This window comes from Cupriavidus sp. SZY C1 (genome assembly GCF_032190535.1).
GTDB classification, from domain to species: Bacteria; Pseudomonadota; Gammaproteobacteria; order Burkholderiales; family Burkholderiaceae; genus Cupriavidus; species Cupriavidus pauculus_C.
Genome location: NZ_JAUANU010000002.1, coordinates 101,190 through 117,634, shown reverse-complemented (window position 1 = coordinate 117,634; position 16,445 = coordinate 101,190). Strand labels below are relative to the sequence as shown.

The 16,445-nt window shown below is 63.3% G+C and carries 12 protein-coding genes and 1 pseudogene; 4 read left to right on the top strand and 9 right to left on the bottom strand.

Translation table 11 applies throughout. The features are described from left to right. Positions 1 to 993: 993 nt before the first annotated feature. The 3 genes from QTN24_RS04670 to QTN24_RS04660 form a co-directional block, all read right to left on the bottom strand. Complete coding sequence (locus QTN24_RS04670) at positions 994 to 2,724, bottom strand: DUF3732 domain-containing protein (protein WP_313835496.1); 1,731 nt, start codon at positions 2,722 to 2,724, stop codon at positions 994 to 996. A gap of 116 nt (positions 2,725 to 2,840) precedes the next feature. Continuing rightward, positions 2,841 to 3,287: a three component ABC system middle component gene (locus tag QTN24_RS04665; protein ID WP_313835495.1), complete on the bottom strand. Its 447-nt coding sequence runs from the start codon at positions 3,285 to 3,287 to the stop codon at positions 2,841 to 2,843. Then, positions 3,284 to 4,495, bottom strand: coding sequence for an ABC-three component system protein (locus QTN24_RS04660; RefSeq protein WP_313835494.1), 1,212 nt, complete (start codon positions 4,493 to 4,495; stop codon positions 3,284 to 3,286). Before QTN24_RS04660 ends, QTN24_RS04665 begins: the two co-directional genes overlap by 4 nt. A 493-nt stretch (positions 4,496 to 4,988) precedes the next feature. Here QTN24_RS04660 and QTN24_RS04655 point away from each other — a divergent pair. Next, positions 4,989 to 5,126: pseudogene (locus QTN24_RS04655) on the top strand (metallophosphoesterase); the annotation flags it as partial. Between the two features lie 268 nt (positions 5,127 to 5,394). On the opposite strand, the gene groL reads toward QTN24_RS04655, so the two are convergent. From groL to QTN24_RS04640, 3 genes are all read right to left on the bottom strand, one after another. Continuing rightward, positions 5,395 to 7,038, bottom strand: a complete 1,644-nt coding sequence (gene groL, locus QTN24_RS04650) for a chaperonin GroEL (protein WP_124682254.1) — start codon at positions 7,036 to 7,038, stop codon at positions 5,395 to 5,397. An 89-nt stretch (positions 7,039 to 7,127) separates the two neighbouring features. Next, positions 7,128 to 7,418, bottom strand: a complete 291-nt coding sequence (groES, locus tag QTN24_RS04645; RefSeq protein WP_008644494.1) for a co-chaperone GroES — start codon at positions 7,416 to 7,418, stop codon at positions 7,128 to 7,130. Positions 7,419 to 7,641: 223 nt separating this feature from the next. Further along, positions 7,642 to 7,926: an ArsR family transcriptional regulator gene (locus QTN24_RS04640; protein WP_124682255.1), complete on the bottom strand. Its 285-nt coding sequence runs from the start codon at positions 7,924 to 7,926 to the stop codon at positions 7,642 to 7,644. A 175-nt stretch (positions 7,927 to 8,101) separates the two neighbouring features. Between QTN24_RS04640 and QTN24_RS04635 the strand changes: the two genes are divergently transcribed. Together QTN24_RS04635 and QTN24_RS04630 are read left to right on the top strand one after the other, a co-directional pair. Continuing rightward, positions 8,102 to 8,572: a sigma factor-like helix-turn-helix DNA-binding protein gene (locus tag QTN24_RS04635; RefSeq protein ID WP_313835493.1), complete on the top strand. Its 471-nt coding sequence runs from the start codon at positions 8,102 to 8,104 to the stop codon at positions 8,570 to 8,572. After that, a complete protein-coding gene (locus tag QTN24_RS04630) occupies positions 8,569 to 8,793 on the top strand; it encodes a zf-HC2 domain-containing protein (protein WP_313835492.1) in 225 nt (74 codons plus the stop codon). The genes QTN24_RS04635 and QTN24_RS04630 overlap by 4 nt, the downstream gene beginning before the upstream one ends. Positions 8,794 to 8,988: 195 nt before the next feature. Here QTN24_RS04630 and QTN24_RS04625 read toward each other — a convergent pair whose 3' ends face one another. The 3 genes from QTN24_RS04625 to QTN24_RS04615 all read right to left on the bottom strand — a co-directional run bounded on the left by QTN24_RS04625 (position 8,989) and on the right by QTN24_RS04615 (position 12,759). After that, positions 8,989 to 11,238, bottom strand: a complete 2,250-nt coding sequence (locus QTN24_RS04625; RefSeq protein ID WP_313835491.1) for a xanthine dehydrogenase family protein molybdopterin-binding subunit — start codon at positions 11,236 to 11,238, stop codon at positions 8,989 to 8,991. A gap of 10 nt (positions 11,239 to 11,248) precedes the next feature. Beyond that, positions 11,249 to 11,716: a (2Fe-2S)-binding protein gene (locus QTN24_RS04620; protein WP_313835489.1), complete on the bottom strand. Its 468-nt coding sequence runs from the start codon at positions 11,714 to 11,716 to the stop codon at positions 11,249 to 11,251. Positions 11,717 to 11,880: 164 nt separating this feature from the next. Beyond that, complete coding sequence (locus QTN24_RS04615) at positions 11,881 to 12,759, bottom strand: c-type cytochrome (RefSeq protein WP_313835487.1); 879 nt, start codon at positions 12,757 to 12,759, stop codon at positions 11,881 to 11,883. A gap of 317 nt (positions 12,760 to 13,076) precedes the next feature. Between QTN24_RS04615 and QTN24_RS04610 the strand changes: the two genes are divergently transcribed. Continuing rightward, positions 13,077 to 16,445: a diguanylate cyclase gene (locus tag QTN24_RS04610; RefSeq protein WP_313835485.1), complete on the top strand. Its 3,369-nt coding sequence runs from the start codon at positions 13,077 to 13,079 to the stop codon at positions 16,443 to 16,445.

Below are 16,445 nucleotides of genomic sequence, written 5' to 3'. Positions count from 1 at the left end.
CGTCGCTAATGCCGTGCGTCCGGCAAAAGTCGTCCACCAAGACTTCAAACATATTTGTCAGGCTCCTGCGCTCCTGCGCAGCAGCGGCCTCGAGCTTCCGCTTCATCGTGGGAGTAACCCGAAAGCTGAGGGCCACAGTCTTTTCTGCTTCCATGGACGGCGTTAGCATTTGTATAGCGGACCACCATACAATCCGCCCTTCAAAAAGTCCAACCCCCGAACGGGGTAGGCAGATTTCCTTAGGTATCTGGAGGTCTCGCGACGGCGGCGGACGTTTGAGGCGGCCAGGCCTCGCCATGAGGCTGTCAGGCGTCCACCAATCCCACCAGGACCGCCGCCAACCGACAACGCTGGAGTACGTGTGTCGACTCGGAACGCGACATGGGAGCTCGCCTAACCGAGCCACCAACCATCGAAGTGTGTCGTCGAGATAGAGTCCTAGGGCGCACACGCCCGCTTCGACCGCGTTACGGACGGGGTCTGACCGACGCCATCGGCTTTCAGCACCATCATCGTAACAACAGGGGGGCACGTCGGCATTCTCAACGTCTTTCGTGCCATACCGCCCCCCTTGCTCTCAAATCGAACGTGGTCGTGAGCGAGTAACCCCATCGCAGCTAATCGTTATCGACCGCCGGCGTTTGCCGAAGGGTTCGACCGTCGATTAACAGAAGAGACGAAGCTCCACGAGAACATTGCCAAGCGAGCAATGGCGGTAAGCACACAGGATATAACATGCCGGCCTTGGAGGCTTCGCAATAACCGGCAAGATTCTGCTAGCTATAACCAATTTCCCGCTTTACGTGCAAAGTGTTGCCTGTAAATGCAGCCGGGTCACCTAGGAGAGAGCCCGGCTTGCTTACGCTTCTTCTGCAATGAGGATGCGCTCCGGTCATTTGCGGAGCCATGCGGGTGCGCGACCACGGCCTATCAGGTCTTGCCAGTCTTTGGCTCGCGATACTTTCGGCGGCAGCGACTCCTTGGAAGCCAACCTCAATGCGACTGCCATGACTCCGGTATAAGCGCTTCACCACCTCGAAACTCAGGCAGGATGTGAACGTATGCCATTCCGTCGAACGTGTCTCTTGGTACGTGCTCCAATACAATCATTTGGAACTCTGCCTGGTAGTCTCGGTTCATTCGCTCGACAAAGCTATTGAGAAGGCTAAACGCTATAGACACCTTTTCACTGTCACTATTGGTCAACTTCACATCGTCGTTGGCACGCTCATCTGGATAGTAGGGACGACTCGGCTGGTCCACAATGAGAAAGCTTGGAATGAAGACGGACTTATGGCTAATCGCCACCTCATGCAACGCAAGGAAATGCAGCAAGTGCAAAAACATGTGATTGGAACTGCTACCGACATTCTCAATCAACTTCGATTTCGGCTTTCGTAGCCGTAGACGCTTTTCCTTATAATTGAAGTCGGTTTGATAGCTAGCGTAGTTCGCAAGGGCTGTACGAGTTTCCCCGAGCAGCTCTAGCGCAATCTCGTTAATCATGGAGACGACAGCATCGCGTGTTTCTTCGACATCTCTCACATCGATGGCGTCCATCTCCTTCTGCAGCTCATCCACACTACGCGTAGCCGTGTTGAGCACGGCAGGGGCATCCTCTTTATAGGTATTTAGCTTGCCAAGGGCCTCGCCAATAAATATCCACTTCTCGCGCTCCGATGCAAAAGACCTGGGCTCTTGGGGAAGTCCCTCTAATTCTCTCCGCAACTCTGCCTGTTCCCCTTCCAACTCCTTGACCATGTCCCGCACCTGCCCATCCACCGGCTGCTTACCGACAATCGCCCGTTTGACTGCTAGCAGGTCAGTTTTGATTCCGCTAATGAGGTCGTCGAAAATTTCCGACTTCACTATAGTCGGAGCTTGCTTTAAAATCTGTTCAATAGGACGCAAACTGTCCTCTGTCGACTTAAGCGTTGACTTGTACGTGCGGTATTCGTCAGCAAACTGCCTAAGCTTTCGGAGTCGTCGGTCTATCACGAAGAGCTCTGCGCTTGCTTCGGCATAGCGGTCCATTTTTGCAGCAGATTCAGGTGATGCGGCTCTGTAAATTGCGTCGCGGACTGCCTCAGTGGACATTTCTTCCGGAGCGGCGGAGATTACCCCGTACTCGAAAGCCTTAGCGGCAATTCCACGGACTTCCTCGTCGAATGTGGCCCTTCCCAAGTCGAGATACGTTTCTTTGCGCTGCAGCCGAGCAATCTCCTTCCTGAGACTTTCTCGCTTCTCCCGTGCCGCAATATTAGGAAGGTCGTCAATTCCCAACGCCATATCGAAGATACGAGGCAATGCCTCCTGATACCGCTCTTCGGATTGTTTATCAAAGAAAACCTTACTGTTCGTGATAATATCCTCGGATATAGTATTGAACAGAAAGAAATATCGAAAGGAAACTCTCGAGCCGGCCTTCAGTGCTTTGCCGCCATACGCCACGGTGACCTTATCATCAATGTGGAATTCCGCCTCCAGAATTCCCTTCAGGTCATCCTCCTTCGTGTTCGGCTCTGGACTTTCGGGAATAAACCCCGTAGTAGAAAAATAGTAATCTGATGAAACGGTATTTTCGGTCGGGCTTCTACGCGCAATCGTAAATGTCTTATCGTTAATGAAAAACGTGACGGCGTACCACGCGACATTCTCATTAATCACGCTGTCAGGAAGCTTATGTGAGCTCGCCAGGAAGCAGTAGTCGATAATATCGAGCAATGCACTCTTCCCAGTATGGCTCTCCCCCGTAAGGACGTTGACGCGATTTCGTTTGAACTCAAGGCTACGCCGAGAACCATTGCACGACCAGAGGGTAATGAAGTCGATTCCGAAATTCACAGCTGCACCCTAAAATTTAAATACAGTTCCTCGACCGGGCTTGCCAGCAGCGCCGCGATGTTTTCACCAGCTTTCGCTATTTTCTTTGCACGAGCGCCGAATGTCGAATCCACGCCCAAGCTAGACAACAAATGTAGTCCATCATGGAATCGAAGAAAACCCGATGCATCCAAAAGTTGAATGGCATTCAAGCTCGAGGACAAGCTTTCGTCGAAACGCGTCGAGAAATTGGCGAAGAACTCAGGATGTGTCGATGCCAACGCCGCCGCCTCTCGTTTGCGGACACCGCCGTGACTGAGAAACCTGATAGTAGCCTCATGCATTACCAGAGGCATTACCAATAGCGCCTTCGGAATAGTAAGGAATCTGGCATGAGAAAGGACGCTCATGAGGGCAACCGCCGAAATGCCAACATTATTGTACCCCAACCATTTCGTGCTCATTTCACCTCCCAATCCCTATGCCATCCAATCCTCTCAATATCCGAGAGATAATAAAGCTCACCATTGCTAAGGGAAGTATTGAGCTCAGTGTCGCCTAACGTGAATCTCTCCCGTCGCAGCGTATTTAACATCAATAGCGCCGCATCAACGATGTCACTGGCTGTGCTACATCCACGAAATGCCGCACGGAACTCATTTCTCCATCTTGCGAAGACTTCGTCATGAAATTCATGCACCTCATCCATAACGAGGTCGCCAGTCTGGACCCATTGATTTAAATATGTCGCCAAACGAAGTTTATATTTTGTGTAGTCAATTGCCAGCTCCTCGCCCGAAATCGTAATGTCATTAATAGCAAGCAGACATTTTATGAATCGCTGAGCAAAGATATCGTCAGGCAAATCCGGAGTAAAAGGAGGAAATACCAACTTCTTAGTCCGGCCGTCATCGAAAATACGCTTATATCGCTGCATGAACTGCTCGAAGCTTATCTGAATAGCCTCTCCGCGCTTCACCGCCATGAAATTGTCAGCGCGAATATTAGAATCGAGGCGACTGAATACTTGGTCAATCTTATCCGCATCAATAATCTTTTCGAGTATCGACTGCTTCACACGGCCAATGACGTCATTCAGTATCAGCTCGAAGCGAATACGCTGGAAAAATTTTTTGCAAACGGTTTTCGATAATTTTAGAACCGATTGAATGTAGGACTTTATATTGGCGTCCTCCGCCTTTTGCCCCAGAGACTCAATATGTGAATACAGTGCATCAAAGGTCTCGTCGCCACACTGATAAGACTCGACGAAGCTCAGGAATTTGTTTTTTGCGCTAGAGGTTTTGTTAGAGACTAAATGAAACTCGGTTTTTTCGAGGTACTTCAACTGCTCCCTCGATGTGCCGCGCCCCTGACTTTTATCACAGATGAATTGAGACCAGTTATATAAAGTCTTCCAAAGGTCGGAATCGAGTTCTGTCAACGCTATCGGGTCGCCGGCCGCGCTTGTTTGAACAGTGTGCTTGATTTGAAAAAGGATATTGACGTCCACATCCAGCTCCGTATGAACGTCATCTTTTACCTCAAGACCCGCCGACTGTCCGGTTTTGAGATTCAAAACTTTATCGAGAAAATAATAGTACTGGTAATCGAATCCAATACTCTTATCATCCGCGCTAGTCTTATCGCTAAAGCTCTTGTCTTTTGACACGTACGGACCCAATTCGAATGCTGACCGCGCATGAGTGCCACTACCCCACTTGTGGGGGGCACCCCGCCCCAGAACCTGAGTTGCCGACCATGCGGCGCCTTTTCCGTTAAGCGGAAATGATACTTTGATTATTGACACTTTTGACGTCTTGGAGCATGGGAGAGAAACGAGGAGCCTCCCATCAGCGTTAAACAGTCCAAGGCAAAGCACCGAAGGGACAGAGCTAACGCCAGGTGCCGGCTAGGCACCAAGCCCAACGCCTCCGCGTCACCGGGGATACACTGGCGAGGCGACGACCGGCAGGATGCTTTCAATTGGGCGCTATTTCGCGCTATACCAGACAAGCGGCTGCTGATTTGTTGCATGCGCAGTTCTCGCCCGCTGGGGATATTGTTTGTCCATTTTTTCCAAAAAACAACGGACATCATTGCCTTTCGGTAAGCAATTGATTTATATGGAAAATTCTATGTCCATTTTATCTTTGCTTGCGGGTAACGGCCACACCCACACGAGCTTCGACTACTGGATCGACGACACCCGCGTGGCCTGCAACCCGCGCGGCTACATCTCGCGCCGCCGCAGCCAGCCGGAGAACCCGGTGTTCGACTGGGGGAAGGTGGTGGTGGTTTGAGCGATCTTGCCTCGTGCATTTCCTGTTCTGCTCCCCTCTCCCGCCGAGCGGGAGAGGGGTTGGGGGAGAGGGCGTCGAGGCTCTGCTTGCCGACCGGTTGCCATTTTGAACCGCCATGCCCTCTCCCCAGGCCCCTCTCCCGCCGAGCGGGAGAGGGGAGCCAACCAGCAGGCAAATAATCTCCGCCAAAAACCAAAAACCCCCAAGGGCTCGCACCCTTGGGGGTTTCCTGACAGTCAGGCCGTCGGGCCTGGCAGTCCGGCGCGATTTACATCATGCCGTCCATGCCGCCCATGCCGCCCATGCCGCCCGGCATTGCCGGAGCCGACTCTTCCTTCGGCGTTTCGGCCACGGCGCAGTCGGTCGTCAGCATCAGCGACGCCACCGAAGCGGCGTTCTGCAGCGCGGTGCGGGTCACCTTGGTCGGGTCCAGCACGCCCATTTCCACCAGGTCGCCGTACTCACCCGAAGCAGCGTTGTAACCGTAGTTACCCTTGCCTTCGATGACCTTGGCCACCACGACCGAAGCCTCTTCACCGGCGTTCAGCACGATCTGGCGCAGCGGCTCTTCCATGGCGCGCAGCACGATCTTGATACCGGCGTTCTGGTCGGCGTTGTCGCCTTGCAGACCCGAGATGGCAGCACGGGCGCGCAGCAGGGCCACACCACCGCCGGGGACGATACCCTCTTCCACGGCAGCGCGGGTGGCGTGCAGCGCGTCTTCCACGCGTGCCTTCTTTTCCTTCATTTCGACTTCGGTGGCAGCGCCAACCTTGATCACGGCAACACCGCCGGCCAGCTTGGCCACGCGCTCTTGCAGCTTCTCGCGGTCGTAGTCCGAGGTGGCTTCCTCGATCTGGGCGCGGATCTGCTTGACGCGGCCTTCGATCGCCGAAGCGTCGCCGGCGCCGTCGATGATGATGGTGTTTTCCTTGCCGATCTCGATGCGCTTGGCCTGGCCCAGGTCCTGCAGCGTGGCCTTTTCCAGCGTCAGGCCCACTTCCTCGGCGATCACCGTGCCGCCCGTCAGGATGGCGATGTCTTCCAGCATGGCCTTGCGGCGGTCGCCGAAGCCCGGAGCCTTGACGGCGGCGGTCTTCAGGATGCCACGGATGTTGTTCACCACCAGCGTGGCCAGGGCTTCGCCTTCCACGTCTTCAGCGATGATCAGCAGCGGGCGGCCGGCCTTGGCCACTTGCTCCAGCACCGGCAGCAGGTCGCGGATGTTGCTGACCTTCTTGTCGAACAGCAGGACGAACGGGTTGTCCAGGGCAACAACCTGCTTTTCCGGGTTGTTGATGAAGTACGGCGACAGGTAGCCGCGGTCGAACTGCATGCCTTCCACGACTTCCAGCTCGTCGGCCAGCGACTTGCCGTCTTCCACGGTGATCACGCCTTCCTTGCCGACCTTGTCCATGGCTTCGGCAATGCGCTCGCCGATCGAGGCGTCGCTGTTGGCCGAGATGGCGCCAACCTGGGCGATTTCCTTGCTGGTCGTGGTCGGCTTGCTCAGCTTCTTCAGCTCTTCCACGGCCGAGGCCACGGCCTTGTCGATACCGCGCTTCAGGTCCATCGGGTTCATGCCGGCGGCCACGAACTTCATGCCTTCGCGGACGATCGACTGGGCCAGCACGGTTGCGGTGGTGGTACCGTCACCGGCGTTGTCGCTGGTCTTGGAAGCCACTTCCTTGACCATCTGGGCGCCCATGTTCTGCAGCTTGTCCTTCAGCTCGATTTCCTTGGCCACGGACACACCGTCCTTGGTCACGGTCGGGCCGCCGAAGCTGCGCTCCAGCACCACGTTGCGGCCCTTCGGGCCCAGGGTCACCTTGACTGCGTTGGCGAGGATGTTCACGCCTTCGACCATCTTGGCACGTGCGGCGTCGCCGAACACTACGTCTTTTGCTGCCATGTTCTCAATCTCCGAATCTGGGATGACCGTCCCGCGGTCATGGTGGGGACGGTCAGGGAATCTGGTGTGTTGCGGTCAGGCGGGTCGTCTTACTTGTTGACGACGGCCATGATGTCTTCTTCGCGCATGACCAGCAGTTCCTGGCCATCCACCTTCACGCCCTGGCCGGCATACTTGCCGAACAGCACGCGGTCACCCACCTTCACGTCGAGGGCAATGTTGTTGCCCTTGTCATCCTTCTTGCCCGGGCCGATGGCGAGCACTTCGCCTTGGTCCGGCTTTTCGGCTGCATTGTCGGGAATCACGATGCCGGACGCGGTCTTGGTTTCGTTGTCCAGACGCTTCACGATCACACGGTCGTGCAGAGGACGCAGGTTCATACGGACTCCTAGATACAAAAAGTGAGTTTCTAATCACAAATGGCCGTTGTCGGCAACGGCCAGGGGGTTGGTACCGCAGGGGATGCTAACAGGTTGTTAGCACTCTCCCCCAGCGAGTGCTAATTATAGGGACGGGGTATTTCGATTTCAAGACGAGGGCTGAATGGGGGTTTTCCCGAAGGGCGATGGCGGGAGCCCTTGGCCGGCAAGGGGAAAGGGGCGGCTAGTTCAGGCCGCTGCGGTCCACGTAGTCCAGCGCCTCGCGCACGGCCCGGCGGGCCTTGAGCACGTAGCAGACCTCACGGTCGCGGATGGCCAGCGCCAGCACCTCGGCCTGCACCATTTCCTGGAAATGATGGGCCGCGCGGCGCAGCGTGACGCCCGATGCCTTGGCCAGCACCACGGCCGGCAGGCCGTCGTCGCCTGCCTCCAGCAGCGCGCGGCAGATGGCGGCACGGGCCGGCACCGTCAGCAGTGCGAGGGTCAGGGTGCTTTCCTGCGTTTCCATGGTGTCCGCCTGATAGAGATGGGGCTGGCCGATCATGCCAGCGGCCATCGTACGCTGAAACGGCCGTGCGCTGCCGCACGACCCGGCGCGAGAAAACCCTAGCATCGCACGGCGCGGCACGCGGCATAGAATCTGCGAGTCGGCCGGACCCCCCGGCCCCACGGAGGGACCCCGCATGCGCTCCCCGTTCGACACCCGGGTGCTGCCCCATCTGGATGCCGCCTATAACTATGCGCGCTGGCTGTGCGGCAGCGACGCCGACGCCGCGCGCGTCACCGAGGCCGCCGTGCTGGCCGCCCGGCCCCTGGCCGACAGCCTGCCACCGGGCGATGCCCGCGCCTGGCTGCTGGCGATCGTGCGCCGCACCTGGTCGCAGGACGCCCCGGCATCGCCTGACACCCTGCCCGCCCCGCCCGACCGCCGCGCCACGTGGCCGGCGGGCGACATCGCCGGCATCGACGCCGCGCTGGCCCGGTTGCCCGTCGGCTATCGGGAAATGCTGGTGCTGCGCGACGTGGAGGCGCTGCATTACCGCGACATCGCCCAGATCGCCGGCATCGCCCCGGCCACGGTCATGACCCGGCTGGAAGCCGCCCGGCAGATGCTGGCAACCACGGTGGCCATGCTCGGCAAGGAGGCAGCATGAACTGCAAGGAAGCGATGACCCTGCTGGAAGCCACGGCCGACGGCGAAGTGGGCGGCGCGGACAGCGTCCGGCTGGAGCGACACCTGGAGGATTGCGACACCTGCCTGGCCGCGCTGGGCCAGCTGCAGGCCGTCCACACCGCGGTCCGGCGCGGCGCGACGTACTACACGGCGCCGGCAGCGCTGCGGGAGCGGATCACGGGGATGGTTGGGGAGGGGTGAGGGGCGGTCGTCGCCGAGGCATGGCGCCAACGATTCCCCTCTCCCGCGCGCGGGAGAGGGGTTAGGGGAGAGGGCCGGCCGTTCAAGACGCGATATCGGCAAGCGGAACCGCCTTGCCCTCTCCCCCGGCCCCTCTCCCGCAGGCGGGAGAGGGGAGCAACCCGGAGGCGGGCGCTAGCTTTCAGCCAGCACGGCTCAACCCACCACAAACGGCAACTGCCGCTGGCGCTTGCCCGTCAGGCGGAACAGCGCGTTGGCCACGGCCGGGGCGATGGTTGGCGTGCCCGGTTCGCCCAGCCCGGTGGGGTTGTCGTTGGACGGCACGAAGAACACGTCGACGACCGGTGCGTCGGGCATGCGCGGCGGCGGGTAGTCGGGGAAGTTGCTGTTCTTGACCACGCCGTTTTCCATCTCGATGGCAAAGCCCGGCCGGGTCATCGACAGCCCGAACACGCAGCCGCCCTGGATCTGCGCCTCGGCGGTCAGCGGGTTGACCACGCGGTTGGCGTGCACGCCGGCCGTCACGCGGTGCACGCGCGGCTCGCCCTTCACCACCGACACGTCCACCACGTACGCCACCACCGAGCCGAACGACTCGTGCACGGCCACGCCCCAGGCATGGCCCCTGCGCAGCTTCTTCCTGCCGTAGCCCGACTTGTCGACGGCCAGTTGCAGCGCGGCGCGGTGGCGCGCGTGCTTCTTCTCGTCGAGCCGTGCCAGGCGCCAGGCCACCGGGTCCTGCTTTGCCGCCACCGCCATCTCGTCGGCCAGCGTCTCCTTGACGAACGCGGTGTGCGTATTGCCGACCGAGCGCCACCAGAGCACCGGCACGTCCACCTTGGGATGGTGCACGTGCAGTTGCAGCGGCAGGTCGTAGTCGTTCTCGACGATGCCTTCGGTCATCGTGGCGTCCACGCCGTTCTTGACCATCATCGGCTCGAACGGCGTGCCGCTGATGATCGACTGGCCGACGATGGTGTGCTGCCAGCCCACCACCTTGCCCTGGGCGTCCACGCCGATGCGCGCGCGATGCACGTGCAGCGGACGGTAGTAGCCGCCCTTGATGTCGTCCTCGCGGCTCCAGATCACCTTGAGCGGCCCGGTATGGCCCTTGGCCACCCAGGCGCGCAGCACGTTGGCCGCTTCCACCAGGTAGTCGGCGGTGGGCACCGCGCGGCGGCCAAACCCGCCGCCCGCCATCATCGTGTTCAGCGTGACCTTCTCGGGCGCCAGCTGCAGCGTGCGCGCGATGGCGGCCTGGTCGATGGTCTGGAACTGCGAGCCCACCCACACCTTGACGGCCGACACCTTGCCGCCCGACACCTCGGGCTGCAGCGTGCAGTTCAGCGGCTCCATCGGCGCGTGGGCCAGGTACGGCACGCGGTACTCGGCCTCGATCACCTTTGCCGCGCCCGACAGCGCCGTGTCGATGCTGCCGCCTTCGAGCGGCCGGGCGACGATGCCGGGCTGGGCGGCCAGCTTGCTGTACTGGTCGAACAGCGCGGCCGTGCTGACCGTGGAACCGGTGTCTTCCCAGACGATCTCCAGCGCCTCGCGCGCGGTCTTGGCCGGCCAGTAGCCGTTGGCCACCACGGCCACGCCGGAGCCGCCGCGATCCACGTCCACCTGCATCACCTCGGCCACGCCCTTGACCTGGCGGGCCTTGTCGGCATTGAACGACTTGACCTTGCCGCCAAAGCGCGGCGGACGGGCCACCACGGCCACGGCCATGCCCTTGAGCTGGACGTCCATGCCGAACACCGGGTCGCCGTGCAGCTTCGACGCGGCGTCCAGGCGCGGCGTGGGCTTGCCGACGATGCGGAACTGGGCCGGGTCCTTGAGCCGCACCTGCGCCGGCACCGGCTGGTTCATCGCCGCCTGCGCCAGTTCGCCATAGGTGGCGCGGTGGCTGCCAGACGTGACCACGCCCATCGACGCGCTGCAGCTTGCCGGATCTACTTCCCACTGGCGCGCCGCCGCCGCGATCAGCATGGCACGCGCCCGCGCGCCGAGTTCGCGGTACTGCTCGAACGAGTGGTTCAGCGCCGTGGAGCCGCCGGTCATCTGGATGCCGAACGCCGGGTCCTTGTACGCGTCGCCGGCCGGCGCCAGGATCGCGCGCACGTTCTTCCAGTCGACGTCCAGTTCCTCGGCCAGCGCCATCGGCAGCGCCGTCTGCACGCCCTGGCCGAATTCCAGCCGGTTCACGGCGATGGTCACCGTGTTGTCCGGCGCGATGGTCAGGAACGCCTGCGGCGGCGACGCCGGCCGGGCGGCCTGCTGCGCCTGCGCTGCGTCCACGCCGGCAATGCCCAGCGCAAACCCGCCGCCGGCCAGGCCGGACAGCTTCAGGAACCCGCGCCGGCTCAATGTGCCCGGTGCGTCTGCTTGTGCCCCGGGCGCGCCGCTGCCGCCCGCCAGGGCCTCGATGCCTCGAATTCGCATGACAGCCCCCTCAAGCCTTGACGGCGATGGTGCGCGCGGCATCGTGGATGGCCGCGCGGATCCGTTGATAGGTGCCGCAGCGGCAGACGTTGCCGGCCATGGCCTGGTCGATGTCGGCATCGGTCGGCCGCGGCTTGCTGCGCAGCAGGCCCACGGCGCTCATGACCTGCCCGTTCTGGCAGTAGCCACACTGCGCCACGTCATGCTTGAGCCAGGCCGCGAGCACAGCCTTGCCGACCTTGTCGTTGCCCATGTGCTCGATCGTGTCGATCTTGCTGCCGGCCGTGGCCGAGATCGGCATCACGCAACTCCGCGTGGCGGTGCCGTTGATGTGGACCGTGCAGGCGCCGCACGCGGCCATGCCGCAGCCGAACTTGGTACCGGTCATGCCGAGGTTGTCGCGCAAGGCCCACAGCAGTGGCGTGGACGGATCGGCGTCCACCTCCACGGTCTTGCCGTTGAGGGTGAGGGTGGTCATGTTGGGGGACTCCTTGGGTGCTTGGCCCATTGATTGTTCGCGTGTCACGCCGGGCTGATGGCGGCAAACGGTCCCTGGCCACCCGGCGAACCCGGGGAGCATAGTAGAAATCTGAAAACTTTGCGCAGCCGCGCTCACACGGGCCGCGCGCACCAGGAGGGGGATTATTTCTGGGTGAGGAACAGATAGAGCGCCTGCAGGTCGGTGTCGTTCATCTTGGCGAAAGCGCTGAACGGCATCACGCGGCTGACTTCGGTGCCATCGGGCCGCTTGCCGGTGCGCATCATGGTCACGAACTGGCCGGCCTGCGGGTACGCCTTCATGGCGCCGCCCGGCTGCAGATTGGCCGCCGACGGCCAGTCCGGCGGCGCGCCGGGGATATGGCCGCCGCGCAGGTCCGCGCCGTGGCAGCCCTTGCACGAATTGGCCACGTAGGCGCCGTACTGGGTGGTCACCGCCGCGGCCACCGGCGCGGCCGGCGGCAGGGTGTGGTCGATCTTCTGCGCCGCGTCCTGAATCACGCCCGCGCCGTACATGCCCTGCAGGTACCACGGGAAATGCACCTCGCCGCGCCGGCCCGGGCCGGGCGGCAGGCTCTGGACATAGGCCACCAGCGCGGCAAAGTCGTCGTTGGACAGCCGGTTGTAGTCCTCGCTGGGCATCACCAGCAGCGGCCGGCCCGACGGCGCCACGCCGTGCCGGATGGCGCGGTCCCAGTCCGCCGGCTGGTAGGCCGCCATGTCCGGATTGGCGCGGGTCAGGTCAGGGGCGAACACCCGGAAGCCGTTGGCCTCGTCGAACACCTGCTTGCCCGTGCCCCGGGCGCCGTGGCAGTCGGCGCAGCCGCGCGACTCGTAGAGATAGCGGCCATGGGCGATGGCGCCCGCGTCGGTCGGTATCGGCACCGGCTGCACCGCCACGTCCACCTTGCGCACGAGCTTGCGCCCGCCCCACCAGTACGTACTGCCCACGGCCAGCACCACGAAGATGATGAAGGCGGCCAGCGCCGAGCTGGCAATGCGGAAGAATCGCCTGACGTCCATGAGTGCCCTCCGGGGAGCGTCGAACCAGGATGCGCAAACCGCGCCGCCCGATTGAATCGGCCCGGCGCCCCGCCTTCCGTGCGCGATCGTACAGAACCTGGGGCCGCCCGGCCACTTGCAGCGCGGCCCACCGCGTTCCCATACCAGATTGCCGCGCCCGGCGCCAGCCCCAACAGAGCCATGCAGTCGCCCCTATCTCCCCGGTCGGATTCCGCCTGGCGCGACTAAAGTGCCACCCACGCTGGGCACGGTGCGGCCATCGCATCCGCGCCGGCATGGCATTCGGCGCCCCACGCGCCAAGGGAATCCCGAAACAGATGACGCCTGACACGGCCGCACCCGTCCTACCCTCCCCGCCCCCGGCTACCGGCCGCGGGCGCCCGCTGCTGCTGGCGGCGGCGGGTTACTTCGTCCTGGCCCTGGTCGGCCTGTGGCTGGCCCGCATCCCCGGTCACGCCGCCGCCGTGTGGACGGCCAACGCGTTCGGCCTGGGCCTGCTGCTGCACCGCCCCCGCCGCGAGGCCCCCGCGCTGTTGGGGGTCATGCTGGCCGCCAACATCGCGGCGGACATGCTGGGCGCCGGCCACCCGCCGGGCGCCGCGCTGCTGCTGTCCATCGCCAACCTTGCCGAGCTGGCCGGTTCGGCGCTGCTGGTGCGCAGCATGGTCGGCCACCATGCGATGGCGCGCTCGGGCCAGCTGGCCACGTTCGCGCTGACGCTGGGCATCGCGTCCACGGTGGGCCCGGCGCTGAGCGGCCTGCTGGGCGCCTGGGTGATCTCGGCGCAGTACGGCACGGCGTTCCCCAAGGTCTGGTGGAACTGGTGGAACGCGGGCGCCATCGGCATGGTGCTGCTGTTGCCGCTGATGGTGTCGATCTCGCGCGAGCGCGTGCGCGCCACCCGCCAGCGGCCGATGCTGGCGCGGCTGGCCGGGCTCTACACGCTGTGCGTGGCCATTGGCGCCGGCGCGCTGCAGGCCGGGCACGACCCGTTCGTGGTGATGTCGCTGCCGCTGGTGATCGTCGCGCTGGCCAGCAACCCGTTTGCCACGGCGCTGCTGACGCTGCTGGCCGCCGTGGCCGCCGAATGCATCGGGCTGGTGTCGGGCATGGAATTCCTGGCGTCGCGGTCGGTGCCGCTGTCGGGCGCGCTGGTGATGGTCTTTCCGGTCTGCATCGCGTTCATGACCGAACAGAACCGCAAGGGCCGGCTGGAACTGCGCAGCAGCGAGCGGCGCTTCCGGCAGGCGCTGGAGCACTCGGCCATCGGCATGGCGCTGGTGGGCATGGACGGCCGCTGGCTCGTGGTCAACCACGCGCTGACCGACCAGCTTGGCTACACCGCCGACGAACTGCGCGACCTGCCGTTCCAGCTCATGACCCACCCCGACGACCTGGCCGCCGACCTGCGCAAGGTGGAGCAACTGCTGGCCGGCGAGATCAATTCGTACCGGATGGAAAAGCGCTACCGGCACAAGGACGGCCACTACCGCTGGACGCTGCTGGCCGTGTCGCTGGACCGCGACGACGACACGGGCCGCCCCAACCACTTCATCGCCCAGGTGGAAGACATCCACGCCCGCAAGCTGGCGCAGGAACAGCTCGAACAGCTCACGCGCCGCACCCAGCTTGCCGTGGAGGCCGGCGGCGTGGGCATCTGGGAATGGGATTTCTCGCAGGCGGCCATCACCTGGGACACCCGTATGCACGCGCTGCACGGCACCCCGCCGGAACTGGGCCCGCCCACGCTGGCGCAGTGGATCGCGATGGTCCACCCCGAGGACGTGAGCCGCGTGAGCACCGAGATGCGCCAGGCCATCCGCGGCGTGCGGCGCTTTGACACCGAATACCGCGTGGTGCGGCCCACGGGCGAGATCCGCCACGTGCGCGCCATGGCCACCATCTCGCGCCACGAGGACGACACCACGCGCGCGCTGGTGGGCACCAACTGGGACATCACCGAGCAGCGCAGCCTGCACCGCGCGCTGTTCGAGGAAAAGGAGCGGCTGCACATCACGCTGCGCTCCATCGGCGACGCCGTGATCTGCACGGACCGCGTCATGCGCGTGACGTTCATGAACCCGATCGCCGAGCAGCTGACCGGCTGGAGCATGGACGCCGCGATGGGCCAGCCGCTGGAACAGGTGTTCCGCATCGTCGACGAGGACACCGACCTGACCATTCCGAGCCCGGTGGAGCAGTGCCTGGAAACGCTGCGCCCGGCCTACCTGCAGGAAGGCGCCGTGCTGCAGAGCCTGACCGGCGAGCGCCACGACGTGCAGGATTCGGCCGCGCCGGTGCTGGCCAACGACGGCAGCGTGCTGGGCGCGGTGCTGGTGTTCCAGGACATCACCACGTCGCGCGCGCTGCAGCGCGAACTGGCCCACTCGGCCACGCACGACGCGCTGACCGGCCTGCCCAACCGCGCCTGGTTCGAGAAGCGGCTGCGCGAGTCGTGCGAGCAGGCGCGCGCGCAGGGCCATCGCGCGGCGCTTTGCTTCATCGACCTGGACCGCTTCAAGATTGTCAACGACACGGCCGGCCACGGCGCCGGCGACGTGCTGCTGCGCGAGCTGGGCTACGTGATCCGCCACCAGGTACGGCCCGACGACCTGCTGGCGCGGCTGGGCGGCGACGAATTCGCGCTGCTGCTCAAGGACTGCAGCGTCGACCACGCCGAGCAGGTCTGCCAGAAGGTCATCGACGCCGTGCGCGAGCGCCGCTTTCCGTGGGACGGCCGCGTCTACGACGTGGGCGCCAGCATCGGCATCGCGGCCATCGACGCCGACGTGCCGCCCGTGAGTGAACTGATGAGCCGCGCCGACGTGGCCTGCTACGCCGCCAAGGCGGCCGGCCGCAACCGCGTGTCGGTCTATCGCCGCGACGAGAGCGACGCCCGGCGCCACCACCGCGAGCTGGAAGTGGCCGCCGGCATCCACTCGGCGCTGGAAGCCAACCGCTTCCGGCTCTACGCGCAGGAAATCCGCTCGCTGCGCCCGGGCCAGGACGACTCGCGCCACGTGGAGATCCTGGTGCGCATGGTCGACGAGCAGGGCACGCTGATCATGCCCGGCGCGTTCATCCCGGCCGCCGAGCGCTACGACCTGATGGGCCACATCGACCGCTGGGTGATCCGCAACGTGCTGCAGCAGTACGGCACCCGGCTGGCCGGCGTGCCGGGGCTGTCGGTGTCAATCAACCTGTCGGCCAACTCGCTGGGCGAGCCGTTCCTGCTGCCGTTCCTGCACGCCGCGCTGGAAGACTCGGCGCTGCCGGCCAGCCGCATCCGCCTGGAAATCACCGAGACGGCGCTGATCAACAACATGACCGCCGCCGCCCGCGTGGTGGCCGACATGCGCAGCGCCGGCTGCACCGTGGCGCTGGACGACTTCGGCTCCGGGCTGTCGTCGTTCTCGTACCTGAAGCAGTTTCCGGTCGACTACCTCAAGATCGACGGCAGCTTCATCCGCAACCTGGCCCGCAACGCCGTGGACCGCGAGATCGTCAGCTCGATCAACGACATCGGCCACCGCCTGGGCGTGCGCACCGTGGCCGAATGGGTGGAAGACGAAGGCACGCTGCATACGCTGCGCGCCATCGGCGTGGACTACGCCCAGGGCTACGCCATCGGCAAGCCGATGCCGCTGGAGGCATTCCTGGATACCTGCGAGAGCGCGGAGGCGTAG